We start from the raw sequence: 21,371 nt of genomic DNA, 5'->3' as shown, positions 1-21,371 counted from the left end.
ATTTTTAAAATTAATGATACAAAATAACGCTCTTTGGATAGAAGGAAATAGTTGTTGTGGTAAAACCACCACGTTAGCTACTCAATTAAAAAAATGGCTCAACACACAAAATGATATTCCCCCTATTAACCCCCCCCTAATACTATCATTTAACAGAGAAAAAAGAATTAATTTACAAGAATTAATTTTCAGTAAAATTGAGACACTAAATTGCACCATAGATATTAAAACTCCTTCAGGATTTATGATCAATGAAGTAGAGTTATTTTTTCCCCTTATTGCACAACAATTGAACATCAAAAGTTTATTTCCCATTCGTTTATACCCCGAAACAGAGCAAGAATTAGCCTCCCAATTGTGGCGTGAATCTATTACCCCCGAGATAATATCTTTATTTGGGAGTGAGTCTATTTTTGTTCGTCGTTTATTAGACTTATTACAACTAGCAGGAATGGCTGGAATTCCCCCCCAAGAAATCTCTAATCGCCTAGAAAAAGGTCAAGTTTTTTTGGTAGATAATATTGATCAAGATTTATGGAAAAAATTTGACCATCTTTTACTACAATGGCGACAATGGTGTTTAGATAAGGGTTTATTAAGTTACGGTATTATTTACGAACTATATTGGCGTTATTTATTACCTAACTCAAAATATCAGCAAACTTTACTAAATAGATATGGTGCAATATTTGCCGATGATTTAGACAATTTTCCAGCTATTATGGGGGACTTATTTAAGTTTTTTTTACACCATGATTATAAATGTATTTTTACCTATAATAATAAAGGAAAAGTACGCTTAGGATTGAATGCAGATCCAGATTATTTAAAAACAATTGCTAACTATTGCCATCAAAAATCCTTAACAGTAAACCCCGCAGAAAACATGGCAAATAACCTAGAATCTTCCCTCCAAAACTTAATAGAAGATAATATCATTGATAGAGATAATTACGAGAATATTTTTTCCATCAAAACTAGAGCAAGGGCAGAATTAATTACCCAAGTAACAACCTTTATCCTCCATCACATTCAGCAAAATAATATCAACCCCGCCGATATAGCCATCATTGCCCCCGGATTAGATGAAGTTGCCCGTTTCAATTTTCTTCATTTCTTTCAAGCTAATAATATCCCTATCGAGCCTTTACAAGAGAAACGCCCCCTTATCGCCTCCCCCCTCGTGCGATCGCAATTAACCCTCCTAGGATTGATATTTAGGGGCAATGGGCGACTAATTGAAAGGGATATGGTAGCCGAGATGTTAACCATCTTATCCCCTCACTCTATCACTCCATGGGGTTTACAACCAGATATTGACCCAGTAAGAGCAGGACTATTAGCCGATTACTGTTATCATATTGATATAGAATCACCACATCTATTACCCATAGACAACATACCATCAGAAAACCCTAAACATTCATCCCTCCAAGGGCGCATCAGTTACAAAACATTCATCGCCTACAACCATATCAGAGATTGGATTAACCAAATAAAACAAGAAATCAAAGAAAAAAAACTATCTCCCCTTGCCGTCATCGATAAAATAAACCAAAAATACTTCAACAACATTCAATCCCTCACTTATATCCAAATCAATAACCTCAGAGAATTTAAACAAACCGCTAACCACTTCTGGCTAGTTAAATCCCGATTAGAGAAAAATATTCCCCCGCACCAATTTCTTACAGAATTTATCATCCTTCTACGTAAAGGCACAATTACCGCTAACCCCCATCCCATGAATCCTTTACTTAAGGGCAAAACAAACAAAGGAATTACCCTCGCTACCATCTATCAATATCGCACCTCTAACCAGAGTCATCGTTGGCAATTTTGGCTTGATGCAAGTTCAAATCTTTGGAGTAAAGGAGGGGCAACAGAGTTATTTGCTTCCTCTCTTTTCCTACGAGGATGGCAACAAAAACCTTCAACTATAGAATATCAAGAAAGTCAAGAAAAACAAAGAATTGATCGAGTTATCCATGACTTATTATCCCGTGCCACAGATAAAATATTTTTGTGTCACAGTGATTTAGATGTTAATGGTAATGAGCAAATGGGTAGTCTTTTAAGTTTAGTTTATCTTGCTCCCTCTGCGGATTTTATTAATCTTAATTAATGAAATTTCCCCCAAAGATACTAAGACATCAATACAAATTTTACCGATCATTTACAAGGTACAATATAAAAGATGAAAGTAGTTATTTAGAGTTATGCCATTAATTAAAGTTCAGTCTTCAGTAAATAGCATCGAAGGAAATCAAATTAAAAATTTATTGACTATTTTATCAAGTAAATTGGCTCAACATTTAGGAAAGCCAGAATCCTATGTCATGACAGCCTTTGAACAAAATATTAATATGACTTTTGCCAGTACATTTGAGCCTGTTTGTTATGTAGAAATAAAAAGTGTAGGCAATATGTCTTCTAGTCAAACTAAAGCCATGAGTCAAGATTTTTGCAATGAAATTAATCAACAATTAGGAGTTGATTTAAATCGGATTTACATTGAATTTGCTGATGCTAAAGGCTCAATGTGGGGCTGGAATGGTTCTACTTTTTAAGTTATAGAATAAGTTCTATTTTCTATTAACAATTAATTTGTTGTGATTTAATTTATTTATAATATTTAATCTCCATTGCATAGGGATTTAGAATATGTATATACTTACTTCACAACAAGTAAAACCCCTACGTCGATTGGATGACTTTGAGAATAAAAGATGGTTTTATATCGATTATGTTCCAATACTAGAAAAGTGAATTATTCAACAATAACAATAAATAATATTAACACTGTTATAATTTTTACTAAATTTTAATAGTTTATTAAAGATAATGGCTTTATTTTATTAACTAGGAACTATGAATTATCGTAGATTTGGTAAAACTAACTTAAATATTTCTATATTCACCTTAGGCTTAATGCGCTGTTGTTACTCAGAAAATCAATTATTTGATACGGTAAATAAAGCCCTTTTCCTTGGGATTAACCATTTTGAAATGGCAAGGGCATATGGCAAAAGTGAAGAATATTTTGGTAATTTTTTACAAACATCTAATGTTAACCGCCAAAATATTATTATTACTACTAAATTAACACCTTCAGAATCTCAAAAAATTAATAAAGCTACCATTCAAAAATCTTTAGATAACTTACAAACCAGTTATATCGACTGTCTCGCTATTCATGGTATTAATACAGAAAAACACTATCAGCAATTATTAGAATCTGATAGTTACATATATAGCTTATTAGAGGCAAAACAAGAAGGTAAAATCAAATATTTAGGTTTTTCAACCCATGGTAATTTAGAGGTAATAAAAAAAACCATCGAAACAGGGCTATTTGACTTTGTTAACCTTCATTATTATTATTTTTTTCAAAGAAATCATCCCATTATCAATCTAGCCCAAGAGAAAGACTTAGGTATATTTATTATCTCTCCCGCTGATAAAGGAGGGATGTTATATCAACCCCCTCAAAAGTTGAAAGATTTGTGTCATCCCTTCACTCCCCTAGAGTTGAACTATCGATTTTTACTTGATAATCCTGCCATTACAACCCTTAGTCTTGGGGCGGCAAATCCTGATGAATTACTAATCCCTTTACAAGTTGCAGAAAAAGACTATCCCCTTACGGCAGATGAGATAAAAACCTTTGATAAGGTGGAACAAAGTCTATCTCACACTTTAGGTCAAGATATTTGCTCTCAATGTTATCAATGTTTACCTTGTCCTGAAAATATTAATATCCCAGAAGTGTTACGTCTTAGAAATTTAGGGGTTGGTTTGGATATGGTCGATTTTGCTCGTTATCGTTATCAAATGTTTGAAAATGCCGGTCATTGGTTTTGGGGAAATAAGGGCAGTAAATGTACTGACTGTGGGGAGTGTTTGCCTAAATGCCCTCAAAATTTATCTATTCCTAATTTATTAAGGGATGCTGATTCTCGTTTTAAGGGTAGTCAGGGAAGACGTTTATGGGAGTAGTCAAATTTTTTTTATTTTTGATAGTTATTGAGCGGTTTTATGGTATGCTTATAATATAATGGGAATCTAAGTGTTAATTTTTAAATTACAAGAGGCACATTATAAAAATAACTACTATAATAATCCCATAATCTAACCAAAAAGTCAATGGCAAAATTTAACTTTAATCTTTTGTAACAAAAAAATATTTCAAAGAAAAAGGGATAGATTTTATTTTTGGTTAATGTATTGAATAATAATTTGAGCTATTTTATGCCGAGCGCCCTTAGCCTTAGAAACAAGGGATAATTCTTGTCTGATAGCCTGTAACTTTTGAGGATGGTAATAGTAATCTAAAATTAAATCACCTATGTCCTCAACTTTTAAATGACCGATTAATTCAGGAACAATTTCTTTTTTTGCCCAGATATTAGGCCAAGCATATAGTTTTTTATTACGCATTGAATAGTTAATTATTAGCCAATTAATTAATTTAGCAAAATTATTTCCCAACCAAGGTAAATTCATTAATAATCCTAAAATCCCATCCCAAGACTTCATCGCATCCAATTGATAGGTAGGAATTACAACAATCATAGGAACATTTAAAGAGGCTAATTGTGCGGTATTAGCCCCCACGGTAGTTAAGCAAATATCGAAGTTTTTTATATCATCATAACAGGGAAAACTGGTAATTAATGTTATGTTTAAATCATTAGATATTTGTAAAAATTGAAAATTATCTAAAGTTGATAATTCAATACTTAAATCAGTAAAATTTTCAACATATTTGTTATTATTTTTATTACCATAACTAGCTAATATTTTTGGAGAAATAGTAGGAGCAACAGGAATACTAAACTTTATATCAGGTTGTTTATGATGTATATAATGGGCGATCGCACTTAAAAAAGGAACACCCTGAGTGAGCTTACTAGCCTTAGAACCGGGTAACAAACCAACACAAAAATCAGAATCAGAATCATTAAGGGGAACATCAGGAACATCCGCCATTAAATCCCCCACCACCGTAACCTTATGATGGAAACGAGGGGAAATTTTCTCTTTAAGAGCAGAATTCATCACCGCAAAATGATCAATCTGACGAAGCCAACGGGCATCCCACTCCCCATAAACCACACTCCTATAACCCAACCTTTTAGCCGCCACCACCGTAAAAAACTGATCACCCCCCAAAAACAAAACCAAACCATCCTTACACCAAGCCCAATTATCCGCCGTCTTGCCCCACAACAAAAAACGCCAAAAGTGATCCGCCGATTGCACCCTATGGATGCCATCACAACCGAGAGCCACATCAGCTTCATTACCTGTGCTATGGGGGCAAGGAGATAAAATCAAAGAAACCCGAACATTCTGAAATCCCTCACCCAAGAGAGATTTAACCTTTTCCACCACCGGTATAACCCAAGTAACAATCTCCCCCGGGCCATTGGATAAAATCAGAATGTCAAAGTTTGTCATAATACTCTTTAATGCGCCACAGTAACCATTTCACGGGGATATAATTTCATTAAATTACGTACCTCCTCCGCATGATAAGAACTACGGGTGAGGGGAGTAGAAACCACCTGTAAAAAACCAATACCCTCCCCATAAACACGCCAACTATCAAACTGAGCAGGGGTAACAAACTCTTTTACTTGTAAATGATGAGAAGAAGGCTGTAAATACTGTCCAATGGTCAAAATATCACAATCTACCCCCCGTAAATCCTGCATTACCTGCTTAACTTCTCCATCGGTTTCCCCTAGACCTACCATAATACCCGATTTAGTATAAACCCTCGGATTTAACTTTCTCGTCTGGGCCAAAAGTTCGAGCGATCGCCCATAATCCCCCTGAGGACGAACCTTGCGATATAATCGAGGTATAGTCTCCGTATTATGATTCAAAACCTCAGGATTAGCACTCAAAATAGTCCCCAAAGCATCCCAATTACCACACAAATCAGGAATCAAAACCTCAATAGTAGTATGGGGAGATAAACGGCGAGTTTCCTCAATACAAGCCACAAATTGACTAGCACCCCCATCAGCTAAATCATCACGATTAACAGAAGTAATCACCACATGATTAAGATTAAGACGTTTAACCGCTTCAGCCAATCTCAAAGGCTCAGTCGAATCCAACTCCTTCGGTGTTTTTTCAAAATCAATATCACAATAAGGACAAGCACGGGTACAAGCAGGCCCCATAATTAAAAAAGTAGCCGTCCCGGCATTGAAACACTCCCCAATATTAGGGCAAGAAGCCTCCTCACAGACAGTATTTAAACTTAAATCCCTGAGAATATCCTTCACGCTACCAACTCTTTGTATTTGAGGAGCTTTCACCCTCAGCCATTCTGGTTTTACACTCACGGTATTTGATGCCATCTTTTAATTGTCGTTTTCTCCCCTTGATCATACCAAAATTATAGAAACCAAAAGACTTATTATTTATCCCATAGTCATAATTAAAACATCAAATCAGGAACTTGATCACCGCCCATAGAGTCAATAATCACAACAGTAATTATAGATTTTTATTAATATAATGTCTCCATTTAACTTATACAAAACAAGTTCAGCCCTACTTTTAAGCCTTACCATGGGTTCTACATCCCTACTACCCCTGACTACAACCTTGGTAAACCCAGCCCCCGTTATGGCTCAAAACAATCAATTTAACGACCTTTCCCCCAATCATTGGGCATCAGAATTTATCGGTGCGTTGGTACAAAGGGGAGTAATTGCAGGATTTCCCGATGGTACTTTTCGCCCAGAATCTCCCGTAACAAGAGCGCAATTTGCCGCTATGGTACAAAGTGCCTTACCTAAAGATAGAATTCGGGGTAGTATTAACTTTAACGATGTCGCTTCTAACTACTGGGCCACTGGTGCCATTAATAATGCTTATCAAATGGGCTTTTTATCGGGTTACCCTGGTAATGTTTTTCGCCCTGAGCAAAATATTCCCCGTGAACAGGTATTGGTATCTTTAGCCAATGGTTTAAATTATTCCCCGAGGAGTAGTGCGGCTAATGTCCTCAGTTTTTTCAATGATGCTAATGCCATTTCTGGCTTTGCTCAATCACCCATTGCCGCCGCCACCGAAAATCAGATTGTCGTTAACTACCCCAATACCAGACAACTCAACCCCACCCGTAATGCTACCCGTGCCGAAGTAGCCGCTTTTATCTATCAAGCCCTACAATCCCAAGGGCAAGTAGCTAGTCTAAACTCCCCTTATATTGTCAATCAAGCACCCGTTGCCACCAATAATCGTATTACAGCAGGAACACAAATTCCTGTTACCTATGAGGCAGAAAAAATTCTTTTAACTCAAAATGAAACCGTACCTCTTACCCTCGTTGTACGACAAGATATAGTTAATGGTAGTGGACAAGTGCTGATTCCCCGTAATAGTGAGATAATGGGCGAATTACGTCCGAGCGGTAATGGAACTCAGTTTTTTGCCCAAACTTTACAGTTATCCAATGGCAGAATGTACAATATTGATGCTTCTTCTCAAATTATTACTGAAACCGAAAGTGTTTCCCGTGGCACTGATGTGGGTAATTTAGTTAAAAATGCCGCCCTAGGTACTGCCGCCGCGGCTGCTATTTCTGGGGTAACGGGCGATCGCACCATAACCACAGGGGAACTACTAATCGGCACCGGAGCAGGAGTTTTAGCCACCCTCATTCCCCAATTCCTAGGCAGAAACAGAGTTGATTTATTAGTAATTCGCCCTGAAACTAATTTAAATATCACCTTTAATCGAGACTTTGCCATCCAATAAAATCACATTGACTAATTAGCAATATCTCAACCTCTATTCGAGAAAGGTTGATAATAGTTCGGCGTTGGTGAATTAAGGTATGATTTCTTGTTAAGGAAGGGAACAGGGAACGGGGAATAGGGAACAGTTATAATATTTAGAAGTCTCAGTTTTTTGTGTAATTCAATAATGCTTCATACTCAAAATCAGCAATGCCAATAGTTCCATTTATTGAACGATAAAATATTAGCCTTGTAATTCATTGCAAGGCGAGTAATGATATATTTTCTTTCTAATTTAGTATCACATTAGACTTGTTGGGAATTAAATATCTGCCTATCTGAAACCCTTATCAGATAAGGACGAAATTTGGCAAAAAACCTATTTCGCAACCACTCTACTAACTACCCTTAGCCGTGTAATTCATTACACGCTGGGGCTACTTGATATGACTAATATTACCATCAAGGAAAATAATTCTCACAACCAGCATTAGGATAATCATTAACATTCAATTCCTCAATGGTTTGACTATCCCCATCCACTCGCCAGAGCTTTCTAATATTAGTGTGAAAAGCCTTCGTTATATCCTTTTCTAAAGAAACAAGGGCAATTAAATCCATAGGGCTATTACTATTATTACGATCCCCCAAACAATTATCAAATAAAGTTTCGTCAGGCTCTAACGCCGGCATAACCACCACATCCGTCACCTGATTAATCGGGATAGCCGAACCAGGAGAGCGCTCTAAATATCGAATGAACTTTTCTAACACCAAAATTCCCCCAAAGTTACTTCCCAAGGGGGAAGGATTCAACCAAGAAAGAGAATATTGACACTTAGAATCAAGACATCGCCCAAACTTATTCCAAAACGGAGTATATATATCTTCCCCACGGACATATACATCCCTTCTAAATTGTTGATAGTAAAGATATTCAGCTAATAAACTAGCTTTGTAAGTATTTTCTAAATCATTATTGTTAAAATACCAGTGAGAAGCCCGTCGTAAATCATCCATCGCCCCCTCAAAGTCTTCTTGGGAGGTTTTGAATAAACCTTGATCAAAAAAAGGATTATCCATTTGAGCTTGTGTCGAAGACGATGTAGCACAAGACATAAACCCGAACATTGATAATAAAAACAACAATTTGAAGGCTAATCTTTTCACTGAGAAATCAGCCATATTAAAACTATTAAACAAATTTTCAACCATTTTCGCCATAGTCATTACTCTCCTCACAAAGTTAAAAATAAAAAGTTGATAGTATGCAAAGTGGGTGATAAAATTTAGCCATTATGGCAATTACCTGATCAACCAACATGACAGACTGGTCTTCATTACTACAACAACTTCTCGCCCAAGAATCCTTAACTCAAAGTCAAGCCGCAAATCTCATGGAAGGATGGTTAAAAGAGGAAATTAGTCTGGCCCTCTCAGGAGCGATTTTAGCCGCTCTACAAGCTAAAGGAGTTTCAGGAACAGAGTTAGCAGGAATGGCACAAGTCTTAAAATCTCAATCATTACAATCAGAACTTCTTAATCATTCTACCCCCGTTATTGATACCTGTGGCACAGGGGGCGATGGTTCATCTACTTTTAATATCTCTACCGCCGTGGCCTTTGTGGCAGCAGCCGCAGGAGTCAAGGTAGCCAAACATGGTAATCGTTCAGCGTCTAGTAAAGTGGGTTCTGCCGATGTTTTAGAATATCTTGGCGTCAAACTCAACGGAGACATTACAGAATATAAACAAGCCCTCGACGAAGTCGGTATCACCTTTCTTTTTGCCCCCGGATGGCATCCTGCCATGAAGGCTGTAGCCCCTATTCGTAAAGAATTAAAAATCAGAACCATATTCAATTTGTTAGGCCCTCTAGTTAATCCTATGGCGCCCACAGGGCAAATTATTGGGGTATATGCACCCACATTCATTGAACCCATGGCACAAGCCCTGAACATTTTGGGAGTACAAAGGGCGATCGCCCTTCACGGCAGAGAAAAACTAGATGAAGCAGGACTCGGAGATCTCACCGACATGGCCATCATTGACCATGGCAAAATAAATAAAACCACCATTAATCCCCAAGAATTAGGTTTAACCCCGGCCCCCCTCACCCATTTAAAAGGAGGAGATGTGCAAGAAAATGCCCACATTTTAACTCAAGTATTACAAGGAAAAGGAACTCAAGCCCAAACCGATGCAGTCATCCTCAACGCCTCCCTTGCCCTACAAATAGGAGAAATTACACCCCTAGGGGATTATGCCACAGCCATTGAAAAAGCAAGGAATATTATTGAAAGTGGTGCGCCCTGGGACAAATTACAAGAATTAGTTAACTTTTTTGCCCAAAGGTAAAATTATCTACCCATACCATTCAAAAAGATAAATACTATAGGTTAAGTTATAATTTTTGTGAGCATTGGTACAGCCATTAGTCCTCACAAATTGAAATATTTATGTAGCCTTTATTTGTACTAAAAAAATAGTATTTATTTTTTAAACCACAGCAAAATAAACCTAAAATAAAAATGAATGAATCAGATCTTAACCTTGCTAAATACTTAATCGAGTCATCAGGAATCAAAAAAAATCAGAATAATAACTCCCATCAAAAAACCAAGGCTCAAAACCCCTCCCCAGAAAGTAATATGAACTCACGTCAAATTATGCCTAGTAATGTCGCTCAAATAAAAGTTATCGGCGTAGGTGGGGGAGGTTGTAACGCCGTCAATCGCATGATTCAAAGCAACGTCTCAGGGGTAGAATTTTGGCAAATCAACACCGATGCCCAAGCCCTTACCGAATCCATGGCCACCTCCTGTCTTCAAATAGGACAAAAACTCACCCGAGGGCTAGGCGCAGGGGGTAACCCTTCCATTGGACAAAAAGCCGCCGAAGAATCTCGAGAAGAAATAGCCAAAGCTTTAGAAAATACTGATTTAGTCTTTATTACCGCAGGAATGGGAGGAGGCACAGGCACAGGAGCCGCCCCTATTGTTGCCGAGGTTGCCAAGGAAATGGGTTGCCTTACCGTGGGGGTAGTTACTCGCCCTTTTACCTTTGAAGGTAGAAGACGCACCACCCAAGCCGATGATGGCATTAGTGCCTTACAAAGTCGGGTAGATACCCTAATCGTTATTCCCAACAACAAACTTTTATCGGTTATCCCTTCCGACACCCCTTTACAAGAATCTTTCCGTATTGCCGATGATATTCTCCGTCAGGGGGTACAAGGTATTTCTGATATTATAACTATCCCTGGTTTAGTTAACGTTGATTTTGCTGATGTGAGAGCCGTTATGGCCGATGCAGGTTCAGCCCTTATGGGTATTGGTATTGGTTCGGGGAAATCTCGCGCCAAAGAAAGCGCCGTAGCTGCTATTTCTTCTCCCCTTATCGAATCTTCCATTCAGGGGGCAAAGGGAGTTGTTTTAAATATCACTGGGGGCAATGATTTAACTCTCCATGAAGTTAATACCGTGGCCGAAACTATTTATGATATTGTTGATCCCAATGCTAATATCATTTTTGGTGCAGTGATAGACGAGAGTATGCAGGGAGAAATTCGCATTACGGTAATTGCCACAGGATTTTCTGGGGAAAGTAGTGGAGATGATTCTTTACAAAATATTATCTCTCCCCCTAGCCCTAGTTTGCCCCTTACTTCCCCTAGTGAAGAAAATGAGGAGGAAAAGCCCGTTAATGCTGAATCGGAAAGTAACCCCCTTGCAGGGTTAGATATTCCTGAGTTTTTACAGCGTCGTCGTTTTCCTCGCCGTTAGTTACCTATGGATAATTGACAATGGACAATGGACAATGAGATACTACTTAATTCTTGTCTGTTGTCTTTTTCTTTGCCATGGTTGAAATTGATTTTAAATACTATATGGATTAAATTATCATGGCATTTTTGAGAGTTTAATTTAATTTATATTTATTGTATCAAAAAAGATTCAGACTATTTTTTAATGTTAATTTTTTTAGTGAATGTTTTTATTTTTTTATGAATATTAAAGAGTATGTACAGTTAACAAAACAAACGGCTATTTATCCTCCTGATACTTTTTTGGAGTATTTAACTTTGGGTTTAGCTTCTGAGGCTGGGGAAGTTAGTGGGGTGGTAAAAAAATATATTAGAAAGGATTTTTCTATGGAAAATGCCCAAGAAAAATTGACCAAAGAATTAGGGGATGTTTTATGGTATTGGGCAAGATTATGTGATGAATTGGGTTTAAACCCTGAAGAAGTAATGGAAGCTAATATTAATAAACTACTTAAAAGAAAAGAAAATCAAACTTTACAAGGAGATGGAGATGACCGATAATTTACAGTTATTAGATCCTCGTTTTGCGGTGACGGTTTTAGGTAAAAGCGATCGCCCTAATTTGCTTTGTTATTTAGCAATGCACCAAGATTATAGCGAAAGTTTTGTGGCGGAGGAATACGAAAAATTAGCTAGTTATTCTGAGGCGGAATTAGGAAGAAGAATTGTCCGCAATTGTGTTAATAAAATGCACTGGGGTATCATTGAACATCCTAGTATTACTTTTAATGTGATTAATTTTCCCCATTCTGTGATGGTACAAGCGCGCACCCATCGGGTAGGAGTAAGTTTTGATTGTCAGTCTCAGCGCTACACCAGTCAGCGCATCTTAACCCTAGCAAACAAAATTGAGCAGTTAGAAGCTCAATCCGCTGATTTTGATACCATTGCCCATGAGATTGAAACCCTCTTTTATTTTCGTGCCATTGGTCATTATTTTGATCGGGAGGGTAATAAATATTTTTACTCTCAAGATACCCGTAATAAGGATATTGTTTTTACTAAAAGTGCGATCGCATATTACGCCGAAAAAATAAATAATGATGGTTATGCCCCAGAACATGCTAGGGATATATTAACCCAAAATATCCGTCAACATTTCGTTGTGTCCTTTAATGCTCGTAGTTTACTGCATTTTTGCGACCTTCGATTACCTAAGGATGCCCAATCGGAAATCCGAGACTTGGCAACCCTATTTCTATATCACTTTGAGCAATGGATGCCTGAAGTTGCCCAAGTATATAAGAAAAAGAGGCTAGGTAAAAACTTACTAGCCCCTTAATCATCTTCTATGGCGGGAGGCGGATTTGAACCACCGACCTTCGGGTTATGAGCCCGACGAGCTACCTGACTGCTCTATCCCGCGTCATCACTCTTACGAGTATAACAAACTTTTTTAGATTATGCAAGGGGATAATCTAAAGGTTAACTTGCAAAAGCATCCCTGAGCTAAATTAAGTTCAATTTGGGTAATAATTGTAACCATGCTACTTCTGTAAAGGTTTTAGGTGACTGGTTGCAGGTTGGAGGTATTAAGGTAATGAGGGGTGATGGAGAGTGCAGGGGATGGGGAGTGCAGGGAATGGGGAGTGCAGGATAAAATAGTTAAATTATTCATTGTCAATTGTCAATTGTCAATTATTCACGCCTTTAAAGACTATACATTTTATTCCGAACTCAAGTTAAATTATTTTTCTGCTGAAATGTTCTCAACTCTCAAAAAGATACCTAATATTTGGCAAGTCAGAATCATATTAACCATAGGGGTTTTTGCTGTGTCAACGGCAGCCATTTTTGTCAGACTTTGTCAACAGGAAATGGGGATATTTAGCGATGTGGGTTTTAGTGTTTTTATTGCTTCTTCTCGTTTACTGATTACGGCGATTATTTTTACTCCTACCTATGGTAATTTACGATATATTAGGGCGGATTTTCGTGCTATTTTGATGGCGGTGGGAGCGGGAATATGTCTTGCCCTCCATTTTGCCACTTGGATAACTTCCCTTAGTTTTACTTCGGTGGCGGCTTCGGTGACAATTGTGACGACAAATCCTCTTTGGGTAAGTTTGTTGTCTTGGTGGTTATGGGGGATTAAATTAAAGTGGCGTAATTGGTTGGGCATTTCCATTGCCCTTGGGGGTAGTATAATTATCGCCTTGGGTGGTAATGGTGGGGATATTGGGGGCAATAATCCTCTTTTGGGGGCATTTCTTGCCCTTTTGGGCAGTTGGTTTGCTAGTGGTTATATTCTTTTGGGTAATCAGGCACAACAACGGGGATTGAAAATTGGGGAATATGTGGCGATCGCCTATTTAACCTCTGCCCTTTGCTTACTGCCTTTACCATTCATTTTTGGCACAGGATATGCAGGTTATCCTACCTCAGTGTATATCTATTTGGTGTTAATGGCGATCGTTTCTCAAGTAATTGGACATACCAGCTTTAATTGGTCTTTGCGTCATCTCAGCCCTACCACTGTATCATTAGTTATTTTATTAGAGCCTGTGGGTTCAACTTTTTTGGCGTTTTTACTATTTCAAGAAATACCACCGACGACGGTTTTAATAGGGGCAATTATTTTATTAACAGGGGTAATCGTATCAGAATATAAATCTTAAACTAAGAAAAATAGTATATCAAATTAGGAAAATTAGTTATAAATAGAAAGAATAACCTATCGATTCTCTAGCATCTATCCCGATGACTGATATTATTATCAAGTTATAATTATTAAGAGAGTTTTTTACCCTTTAATTTTTTATTATTAACCTATATAAATGACTTTGAAGGCAATTTTATTCGATTTTAGTGGAGTTATCATTAATGATGAAAATATTCATCGTCAGTTAGTTAATGATATATTGATAGGTGAAAATTTAAGACCTTCAGGGGAAGATTATAATAATTTGTGTTTTGGTAGGTGCGATCGATTTTGCATCAAAGATATACTAGAAAGAAAAGGTCGTGTAGTTAGTAAAGATTATTTAAATAGACTATCCATTAAAAAAGCCCAAGATTATCGTTTTATGATAGAGGGAATGGACAAACTTCCCCTCTATGAAGCTGTTATCGGTTTTCTTCGTCAGATGCCTGAAAAATGTCTTCATACAGCCTTAGTTACAGGGGCTTCTAGGGAAGAAGTGGAATTTATCCTTGATAAAGCCAAGATTAAACAATATTTTGATGTTATCGTCACAGGGGAAGATGTTAAAGCCCGTCAACCCCATCCCGATGCTTATCTTTTGGCCGTCGAAAAATTAAACCAGAAATATCCTGAATTACAAATAACATCTCAAAACTGTTTAGTCATCGAAGATACCCCCGCAGGAATTGAGGGCGCTAAAAATGCTCAAATGCAAGTGGTGGGCATTACCCATACTTATCCGTTTCATTTACTCCATCGCAAGGCTGATTGGTGTGTCGATTATTTAGCAGAATTAGATTTAGATTTGGTTAATCAAGTATTAGCACGGGATTAATTTTTGATCTATACTATTAGATGTTCAAATTTTGGGGCATTAGCTCATTTGGTAGAGTGCTGCGATCGCACCGCAGAGGTGAGGGGTTCAAATCCCCTATGCTCCATTTTTTCTTAGGATTAAATAATTTTTATTTTGGTATCCAGAATTTTTCCATTGATTAAAAAAGTATGTTATGCCAAAATTTCCTTAAGCTGATGTTGTTGCCAGAGGGTTTGATATAATCCTTTCTGGTTAAATAACTCTAAATGAGTTCCTGTTTGTACGATTTTACCCCTATCCATAACAAAGATGCGATCGGCATTTTGTACCGCCGCTAGTTGGTGGGTGATAAAAATAACAGTTTTACCTTCCTCCTGTCTCAAATTTTCGAGGATTTGGGTGGCGGTTTTATTATCAACGCTAGAGAGGGCATCATCAAGGATTAATATTTTGGACTCGGCAAATAATGCCCTAGCTAATGAACTTCTTTGCCTTTGCCCCCCTGAAAGAGTGATTCCCCTTTCTCCGACTAGGGTTTGGTATTGTTTGGGGAAAGTGATGATTTCGGGGTGAATTTGGGCTTGTTTGGCGGCGTATTCCACCTCGGTTATTTCTCCCATGGGGTTACTGTAGGAGATATTATCTTGAATAGTGCTAGAAAATAGGAAACTTTCTTGGGGTACATAGGCGATCGCCCTGCGCAAATCGGCTAAACTAATCTTAGTAATATCAACCCCATCGATAAATAATTGCCCCGCGTCGATTTCCAATAAACGGGGAATGGCATTGGCAAGGGTAGATTTTCCCGAACCAATTAAGCCAACAATGGCGATGGTTTCCCCGCCACGAATTTTAAAATTAAGACTATCTAAAGCTGAAAAATTAGCATCGGGATAAGTATAGGTAAGATTAACCGCTTCAATATCTCCTCTCATGGTTTCGGCATCCATGGAAACCGCATCCGCATCATCTTGGATTTTTGATTCTACATTCAAAATAGCTTCTAAACGTTCAATGCTTACTTCCCCTCTTTGGTAGGTGGTAATGGTGAAACCAAGGAGGGCGGTGGGAAATACTAATCTTTCTACATAGATAATCAAAGCGATAAAGTCACCGACGGTGATTAATCCTGCGTTAATGTCGCTAGTACCAAACCAAAGTAAAATTAACAGACTGACACTGGCGATGCCTTGAATGACGGGAAATAAGATATTTCTAGTTCTGGCTAACCCTAAATTTGCCTTAAGCAGATTACGATTTTTTTCCGCAAAAGCCCTTCTTTCATTTTCCTCTTGGGCATAGATTTTTATCAAGGCAATACCGCTCATATCCTCTTGGATTAGTTCGCTAATGTCTGATAAACTTTCCTGTACGTGGAGTTGTTCTTGGGCTAGTTTACGGCTAAATAATTGTACCGTGATTAACATTAAAGGATAAACTGCGATCGCCATTAGAGTCAACTTGACATTAATCAACAACATCGCAGGTAAAGTCAAACCATAGGCAAACACAGTATTAACCAAACTCAAAATAGCAAACCCCACCAAACGACGAATATTATCCACATCGCTGGTGGCACGGTTAATTAAATCTCCCGATGTATTGGTACTAAAATAAGAAGGCTCTAATTTCAACAGATGCTCAAAAATTTTCTGTTTGAGATCAAATTCTACCTGTCTGCCAATGCCAAATATCATCATGCGCGACAACATCCTAATGCCCCACATCACACAAGCTAACACCATTAAAATGGTGACATAACCCATCAATTGTTCAAAGGTAAAGCCTTCTTGTAAATCATCAAAAATATTGCGAATTAACCAAGGAATCGCTACCCCGATTATATTCACTGCAAAAAGGGCAAATATACCCCAATACATCATTTTATTGTAGGGTTTGAGATAAGAATATAAAATTTTCAGTCTGGGGTTTGCCATTATAAACGAACGATAACGATGTAAAGAGTTATTAATATACTATAACATTCTAGGGAACAGGGAATGGGGAGTAGGGGAGGTGAGGAGTAAGCGAGATGAGCGATTATCAATTATTCATAAAATACCCTGAATTCGGGATAACATTTTTAGCCTTTTAAAAGTGTAAACGATGAACAATTAACAATTACTACTGTAACCTGTAATCTAAACATACTAACAGCTATTATCCTGAACTCAGGTTAAATATTAATCAATTGAGCAATGATAGGAGGCACGGGAAAAAGAATGAAAATAAGTAACAACAAAGACATCAAACCCAGAAAATCTCGAGTATTATCCAATTCTGTCACATCATTGAGCGCTGGTTGATCGGCAATGGGCATAAAAATTAAAATGATTGCCCACAAAAGAAATTCAGGACGAATAAAAGCCAACAAAATTACCAATAAACGGGCAATTTGCCCAATGGCAACGGCTTTGCCTTGCCCAAACATAGCATGGACGATATGCCCCCCGTCTAGTTGCCCCACGGGCATCAAATTAAGGGCGGTAATAATTAAACCGATATATCCTGCCACGGCGGCGGGATGTAAAGCTATGGCATCTCCTGCGCCTAATTGAGAGCCAAAAATTATTTTACTAATTACGGCAAAAATGAGAGAAAAGCGGGGATCTAGGGCGTTAAAGTCCAACATACTAGCGTTTTCGGCCATGGGTACGACCCTAGAGAAAATTAGACCCCAAACTAATACAGGAATGGTAACTAAAAAACCGCCCACTGGCCCGGCTAGGGCCACATCAAATACGGCTTTGCGGTGGGGCATGGGGGATTTAATGGAGATAAAAGCTCCAAAAGTACCGAGGAAGAAAGGGAGGGGGATAAAATAGGGTAGGGTGGTTTTGATGCGATGGAAAACGGCAAACAGGTAATGGCTTAATTCGTGAATTCCTAAAATGCCGAGTAAACAAAGGCTGTAGGGTAATCCTTGTAATACTAAACTAAAGTCTCTTTCTAATTCTTCTACACTTACGCCACTGATTTCGGCGCCGATGATGGTGGTAGTAATTAAGGTTAGCAGTAAAAGGGCGATCGCCGTTAGGGGTTTAGTTAATTTTTCGGGGGCTTGTTTAGCTTTATTTTCCTCAGAATAAGGATTAGGCACTAGGGCAAAAAAGGGTTTTCCCTGCATGGTTTCTTGGAAAACTACCAAAAATCGATCATTAAATACCCTTTCTAAGTTCTTTTTTACTGTAGGATAGGCTTTTTCTGGTTCGGTGCGTAATTTTCCTACACAGACGATGGCTTGGGGGAGATAATCAATTTTTTGTAGATAATACACCCCCCAAGGAAAACAATCTTTAAGGGCTTTTTCTTCTTCGGCATTAATGGGGCGGGGTAAATCTTTTTTGTAACCCATGGGTATATTCTCAGGATTTAAATCTGGTAAATCTGGTTTTGTCATAGGGTTGAGGGGGAGTTTTGAGTCTATCTTTTTTTCTTCTTTTTGTTTTGGTTTTCCTTTCTGAATTAACCAAATATAAATAATCGGGGAAATAATTAACGGTATGTAAATTAATGGGGCGGGGGGGTTACTTCCTTCAGGGAAAAATAATTCCCATATTAACCATACAAAACTAGGAATCATTAAGGCTAACCATAACAACCAAGGGGGAGTATTTGTTATCTTGGTTACGGTGCGATCGATGACAAAGTAAATAAAAATACTTAATATTAGAAAAAGAACAATTGATTCCATTTTTGACCTACAATAACGAGTCTATCCTGATTGCTTGGGATACCTCTATATAAATACTACATGGCATTGACAATCACCACATCCAGAGGACTATTTAACCAATAAAAATGACCCCTACTCCTAATTCTACAGAAAAAGATCAGCAAACGACTAAAATAACAACCCCCAAAGCTCCTAAATTAATTTTAGAAAATATCTGGGCTTTCCCCCCCAATCGAGAAATTTTGGGAGGCACATCCTATTTGATAACTCACCCCTCGGGAAATATTCTCATCGATTCTCCCCCTTGGCATCCCCACAACGTTGAATTTTTACAACAACAAGGGGGGGTTAAATATCTTTTCATTACCAATCGAGATGGAATTAGTAAACATATTGCTAAAATTAAACAAGAGTTTAGCTGTCAGTTAATTTCCCAAGAACAAGAGGTTTATTTATTACCAAACCTTGATGCTATTTCTTTTGAGGATGAATATTCATTAACAGATTATTGTCAGTTAATTTGGACATCTGGCTATTCTCCTGGTTCATCCTGTTTATACTATAAAAGTAATGGAGGAGTATTATTTTCAGGGAGACATCTTTTACCCACAAAAGATGGTAAAGTCGCCCCTTTGAAATTGAAAAAAACTTTTCACTGGCGTAGGCAACAACGTAACGCCACAACCATTCTTGAAAAAGTGCAACCTCTAAGCTATGTTTGTCCGGGGGCTAGTACGGGTTATTTAAGGGGAAGGGGTTATGTCGCTATTTAGGACTATGGATTAGTTTTGTCGATATTCAAGGATATTTATTTCCCTGTAAGTATGGTGTTTTATACCCATTAATCCTATAGTATTTAAGTATATAATTAATAATCTATTTAATTTAAAACTTAACCTCAAATAGTTGATATAAACTTTGAGCAGTATAGTTATTATTATCATCAAGGTTTATTTTAGATAGAAAAATATTGAATTACTTTTATGTATTTTTACCATATTTATGGTTGGATAAATATATCTGATCTAAATCAAGAAAATTATCGGCTATAAAATTTTGTCAAAGTAACTTCAATTATAATTTAACTTAACTATTAGTTTAACAATTAGGGTAAAATAAAATTAGAGTGCTTTTCAATAGATTGATATTTAGAAAATAAATGCAACTTTTTGAGCAGAAAAAAGATAAGGATAAGCAACAGGAGTCAAGCTCAGTGAAAGACGAGGAAGGCTCTGCACAATTAGTCAATAAAAATGGGTTTATTAGTGTCTTAAAAAACCTTAATTTTTTAAAATTATGGCTAGGTCAGGTATTTTCACAATTAGCAGATAAAATATATCTAGTTTTGATGATTGCAATTATTAGTAATGATTTTCATCGAGACGGGGAAACCATTAGCAGTTGGGTATCAGCGATCATGATTGCCTTTACTATCCCTGCAATTTTATTTGGTTCATTGGCTGGAGTATATGTAGATCGTTGGTCAAAAAAACTGGTTTTAGTGATCTCTAATTTGGGTCGAGGATTATTAGTTTTTACCATTCCTTTTTTTATTGACCAAGAAGGTTTGAGGGGCGGTTGGTTTAATTTACCTTGGAAATTTTGGTTATTATTATTAATCACTTTTCTTGTTTCTACTTTAACGCAATTTTTTGCCCCGGCCGAACAATCTTCTATTCCCCTGATTGTTAGAAAAAACAATTTATTAGCGGCTAATTCTCTTTATACTACTACCATGATGGTAATGTTAATTATTGGTTTTGCCATTGGTAATCCGTTATTGGAGTTGGTAAGTGCTTGGGGTAATAGTTTTTCTTTTAGTTATGGAAGGGAATTATTGGTAGGGGGTGGATATACCCTCGCTGGTTTAATTCTCATTGTAGTGAATACTAAGGAAAGGGAACAAGATAGACAAACCCAAGAAAATCATGTTTTTGAAGATATAAAGGATGGTTTGATTTATTTACAAAAAAATCATCGGGTGCGTAATGCTTTATTCCAATTAATTATTCTTTTTTCTATTTTTGCTGCTTTGGCAGTATTGGCGGTGAGTGTGGCGGAGAAAATTCCGGGTATTGAAGCCGAGGAGTTTGGTTATTTATTAGCTGCGGCAGGGGTTGGTATTGCTATGGGGGCGGCTTTTGTTACTCAACAGGGTAAGTTTATCAGTCATGGAAAACTTAGTTTTTATGGCTCGATGGGAATGGCGATCGCCCTTATGGGGTTATCATTTTCTACAGGTAATCTAGCCATCGCCTTGTTAATGATAGCCATAGTGGGAGGATTTGCAGCCCTCGTGGGAGTGCCGATGCAAACCACCATTCAAGCGGAAACCCCCCCCGACATGAGAGGTAAGGTATTTGGTTTACAAAATAATGCGGTTAACATTGCCCTTTCTTTACCCTTAGCATTGGCAGGGGTAGCCGAAACATGGTTAGGATTACAAGGAGTATTAGCTATTTTGGCTTTATCTTCGGTGGGGGGCGGAATCCTAACATCTCTATTAACCCTCAAAAAATAATCAGCCCAAACAGTGGTTATCGGGAACTAAAATTAAGCAAATCAATCATAAATAACAATTGGGGCATTACCTTCTCTAATATCGCCATCGCCAGTTTAAATAAATAATCAGAGATGGAAATT

The 21,371-nt window shown here is 37.5% G+C and carries 17 protein-coding genes and 2 tRNA genes; 13 read left to right on the top strand and 6 right to left on the bottom strand.

Features of this window, described 5'->3' with window-relative positions; translation table 11 throughout:
* The first annotated feature begins 13 nt into the window (after positions 1-13).
* The 3 genes from IQ215_RS08605 to IQ215_RS08595 all read left to right on the top strand — a co-directional run bounded on the left by IQ215_RS08605 (position 14) and on the right by IQ215_RS08595 (position 3,999).
* Positions 14-2,125 carry a recombinase family protein gene (locus IQ215_RS08605; protein ID WP_193800904.1) on the top strand — a complete coding sequence of 704 codons (2,112 nt, stop codon included), beginning with the start codon at positions 14-16 and terminating at the stop codon, positions 2,123-2,125.
* A 94-nt stretch (positions 2,126-2,219) separates the two neighbouring features.
* Positions 2,220-2,570, top strand: coding sequence for a phenylpyruvate tautomerase MIF-related protein (locus tag IQ215_RS08600; protein WP_193800903.1), 351 nt, complete (start codon positions 2,220-2,222; stop codon positions 2,568-2,570).
* Between the two features lie 301 nt (positions 2,571-2,871).
* The gene (locus IQ215_RS08595) at positions 2,872-3,999 is read left to right on the top strand and encodes an aldo/keto reductase (RefSeq protein ID WP_193800902.1); all 1,128 of its coding nucleotides are present in this window, start codon (positions 2,872-2,874) and stop codon (positions 3,997-3,999) included.
* 210 nt (positions 4,000-4,209) lie between these two features.
* Here the strand turns inward: IQ215_RS08595 and IQ215_RS08590 are convergent, their stop codons facing one another.
* Both IQ215_RS08590 and lipA read right to left on the bottom strand, forming a co-directional pair.
* Entirely contained in the window at positions 4,210-5,463 is a 1,254-nt protein-coding gene (locus IQ215_RS08590) for a lipid-A-disaccharide synthase (RefSeq protein ID WP_193800901.1), read from the bottom strand.
* Between the two features lie 8 nt (positions 5,464-5,471).
* Positions 5,472-6,362 carry a lipoyl synthase gene (gene lipA, locus IQ215_RS08585; protein WP_193800919.1) on the bottom strand — a complete coding sequence of 297 codons (891 nt, stop codon included), beginning with the start codon at positions 6,360-6,362 and terminating at the stop codon, positions 5,472-5,474.
* A gap of 175 nt (positions 6,363-6,537) precedes the next feature.
* Between lipA and IQ215_RS08580 the strand changes: the two genes are divergently transcribed.
* Positions 6,538-7,785: an S-layer homology domain-containing protein gene (locus tag IQ215_RS08580; protein WP_193800900.1), complete on the top strand. Its 1,248-nt coding sequence runs from the start codon at positions 6,538-6,540 to the stop codon at positions 7,783-7,785.
* A 443-nt stretch (positions 7,786-8,228) separates the two neighbouring features.
* Here IQ215_RS08580 and IQ215_RS08575 read toward each other — a convergent pair whose 3' ends face one another.
* Entirely contained in the window at positions 8,229-8,885 is a 657-nt protein-coding gene (locus tag IQ215_RS08575; protein WP_193800899.1) for a hypothetical protein, read from the bottom strand.
* Between the two features lie 203 nt (positions 8,886-9,088).
* Between IQ215_RS08575 and trpD the strand changes: the two genes are divergently transcribed.
* The 4 genes from trpD to thyX all read left to right on the top strand — a co-directional run bounded on the left by trpD (position 9,089) and on the right by thyX (position 12,873).
* The gene (gene trpD, locus IQ215_RS08570; RefSeq protein ID WP_193800898.1) at positions 9,089-10,123 is read left to right on the top strand and encodes an anthranilate phosphoribosyltransferase; all 1,035 of its coding nucleotides are present in this window, start codon (positions 9,089-9,091) and stop codon (positions 10,121-10,123) included.
* Positions 10,124-10,296: 173 nt separating this feature from the next.
* On the top strand, positions 10,297-11,550 hold the full coding sequence (gene ftsZ, locus IQ215_RS08565; RefSeq protein ID WP_193800897.1) for a cell division protein FtsZ: 1,254 nt from the start codon (positions 10,297-10,299) through the stop codon (positions 11,548-11,550).
* A gap of 221 nt (positions 11,551-11,771) precedes the next feature.
* Positions 11,772-12,092, top strand: coding sequence for a nucleoside triphosphate pyrophosphohydrolase family protein (locus IQ215_RS08560; protein ID WP_193800896.1), 321 nt, complete (start codon positions 11,772-11,774; stop codon positions 12,090-12,092).
* Positions 12,082-12,873 (top strand): FAD-dependent thymidylate synthase, encoded by a 792-nt coding sequence (gene thyX / locus IQ215_RS08555; RefSeq protein ID WP_241735290.1) that lies wholly within the window; start codon positions 12,082-12,084, stop codon positions 12,871-12,873. The genes IQ215_RS08560 and thyX overlap by 11 nt, the downstream gene beginning before the upstream one ends.
* 10 nt (positions 12,874-12,883) lie before the next feature.
* On the opposite strand, the gene IQ215_RS08550 is transcribed toward thyX, so the two are convergent.
* Positions 12,884-12,957: transfer RNA gene (locus IQ215_RS08550), tRNA-Met, on the bottom strand.
* A gap of 337 nt (positions 12,958-13,294) precedes the next feature.
* On the opposite strand from IQ215_RS08550, the gene IQ215_RS08545 reads away from it, so the two are divergent.
* The 3 genes from IQ215_RS08545 (at position 13,295) to IQ215_RS08535 (ending at position 15,176) form a co-directional block, all read left to right on the top strand.
* Positions 13,295-14,209, top strand: coding sequence for a DMT family transporter (locus IQ215_RS08545; RefSeq protein ID WP_193800918.1), 915 nt, complete (start codon positions 13,295-13,297; stop codon positions 14,207-14,209).
* A gap of 159 nt (positions 14,210-14,368) precedes the next feature.
* Complete coding sequence (locus IQ215_RS08540; protein WP_193800894.1) at positions 14,369-15,070, top strand: HAD family hydrolase; 702 nt, start codon at positions 14,369-14,371, stop codon at positions 15,068-15,070.
* 33 nt (positions 15,071-15,103) lie between these two features.
* Positions 15,104-15,176, top strand: a tRNA-Ala gene (locus IQ215_RS08535).
* A gap of 67 nt (positions 15,177-15,243) precedes the next feature.
* On the opposite strand, the gene IQ215_RS08530 is transcribed toward IQ215_RS08535, so the two are convergent.
* Positions 15,244-16,989 (bottom strand): ABC transporter ATP-binding protein, encoded by a 1,746-nt coding sequence (locus IQ215_RS08530; RefSeq protein WP_193800893.1) that lies wholly within the window; start codon positions 16,987-16,989, stop codon positions 15,244-15,246.
* 239 nt (positions 16,990-17,228) lie between these two features.
* On the bottom strand, positions 17,229-18,746 hold the full coding sequence (locus tag IQ215_RS08525) for a site-2 protease family protein (protein ID WP_193800892.1): 1,518 nt from the start codon (positions 18,744-18,746) through the stop codon (positions 17,229-17,231).
* Between the two features lie 107 nt (positions 18,747-18,853).
* Here IQ215_RS08525 and IQ215_RS08520 point away from each other — a divergent pair, with 107 nt between their 5' ends.
* Together IQ215_RS08520 and IQ215_RS08515 are read left to right on the top strand one after the other, a co-directional pair.
* Entirely contained in the window at positions 18,854-19,501 is a 648-nt protein-coding gene (locus tag IQ215_RS08520) for an MBL fold metallo-hydrolase (protein WP_193800891.1), read from the top strand.
* A gap of 386 nt (positions 19,502-19,887) precedes the next feature.
* Positions 19,888-21,249, top strand: coding sequence for an MFS transporter (locus IQ215_RS08515; protein WP_193800890.1), 1,362 nt, complete (start codon positions 19,888-19,890; stop codon positions 21,247-21,249).
* Positions 21,250-21,371: the final 122 nt, after the last annotated feature.

The organism is Cyanobacterium stanieri LEGE 03274 (assembly GCF_015207825.1).
Taxonomy (GTDB): Bacteria; Cyanobacteriota; Cyanobacteriia; order Cyanobacteriales; family Cyanobacteriaceae; genus Cyanobacterium; species Cyanobacterium stanieri_B.
The sequence above is the reverse complement of the archived record's forward strand: the minus strand, read 5'-3'. Positions and strand labels throughout refer to the sequence as shown.

Bases quoted from the DNA above. Each gene is read 5' to 3' on its own strand.
- IQ215_RS08605 (WP_193800904.1), top strand. From the start codon at position 14: ATGATACAAAATAACGCTCTTTGGATAGAAGGAAATAGTTGTTGTGGT.
- IQ215_RS08600 (WP_193800903.1), top strand. From the start codon at position 2,220: ATGCCATTAATTAAAGTTCAGTCTTCAGTAAATAGCATCGAAGGAAAT.
- IQ215_RS08595 (WP_193800902.1), top strand. From the start codon at position 2,872: ATGAATTATCGTAGATTTGGTAAAACTAACTTAAATATTTCTATATTC.
- IQ215_RS08590 (WP_193800901.1), bottom strand. From the start codon at position 5,463: ATGACAAACTTTGACATTCTGATTTTATCCAATGGCCCGGGGGAGATT.
- IQ215_RS08580 (WP_193800900.1), top strand. From the start codon at position 6,538: ATGTCTCCATTTAACTTATACAAAACAAGTTCAGCCCTACTTTTAAGC.
- IQ215_RS08575 (WP_193800899.1), bottom strand. From the start codon at position 8,885: ATGTCTTGTGCTACATCGTCTTCGACACAAGCTCAAATGGATAATCCT.
- trpD (WP_193800898.1), top strand. From the start codon at position 9,089: ATGACAGACTGGTCTTCATTACTACAACAACTTCTCGCCCAAGAATCC.
- ftsZ (WP_193800897.1), top strand. From the start codon at position 10,297: ATGAATGAATCAGATCTTAACCTTGCTAAATACTTAATCGAGTCATCA.
- IQ215_RS08560 (WP_193800896.1), top strand. From the start codon at position 11,772: ATGAATATTAAAGAGTATGTACAGTTAACAAAACAAACGGCTATTTAT.
- thyX (WP_241735290.1), top strand. From the start codon at position 12,082: ATGACCGATAATTTACAGTTATTAGATCCTCGTTTTGCGGTGACGGTT.
- IQ215_RS08545 (WP_193800918.1), top strand. From the start codon at position 13,295: ATGTTCTCAACTCTCAAAAAGATACCTAATATTTGGCAAGTCAGAATC.
- IQ215_RS08540 (WP_193800894.1), top strand. From the start codon at position 14,369: ATGACTTTGAAGGCAATTTTATTCGATTTTAGTGGAGTTATCATTAAT.
- IQ215_RS08530 (WP_193800893.1), bottom strand. From the start codon at position 16,989: ATGGCAAACCCCAGACTGAAAATTTTATATTCTTATCTCAAACCCTAC.
- IQ215_RS08525 (WP_193800892.1), bottom strand. From the start codon at position 18,746: ATGGAATCAATTGTTCTTTTTCTAATATTAAGTATTTTTATTTACTTT.
- IQ215_RS08520 (WP_193800891.1), top strand. From the start codon at position 18,854: ATGACCCCTACTCCTAATTCTACAGAAAAAGATCAGCAAACGACTAAA.
- IQ215_RS08515 (WP_193800890.1), top strand. From the start codon at position 19,888: ATGCAACTTTTTGAGCAGAAAAAAGATAAGGATAAGCAACAGGAGTCA.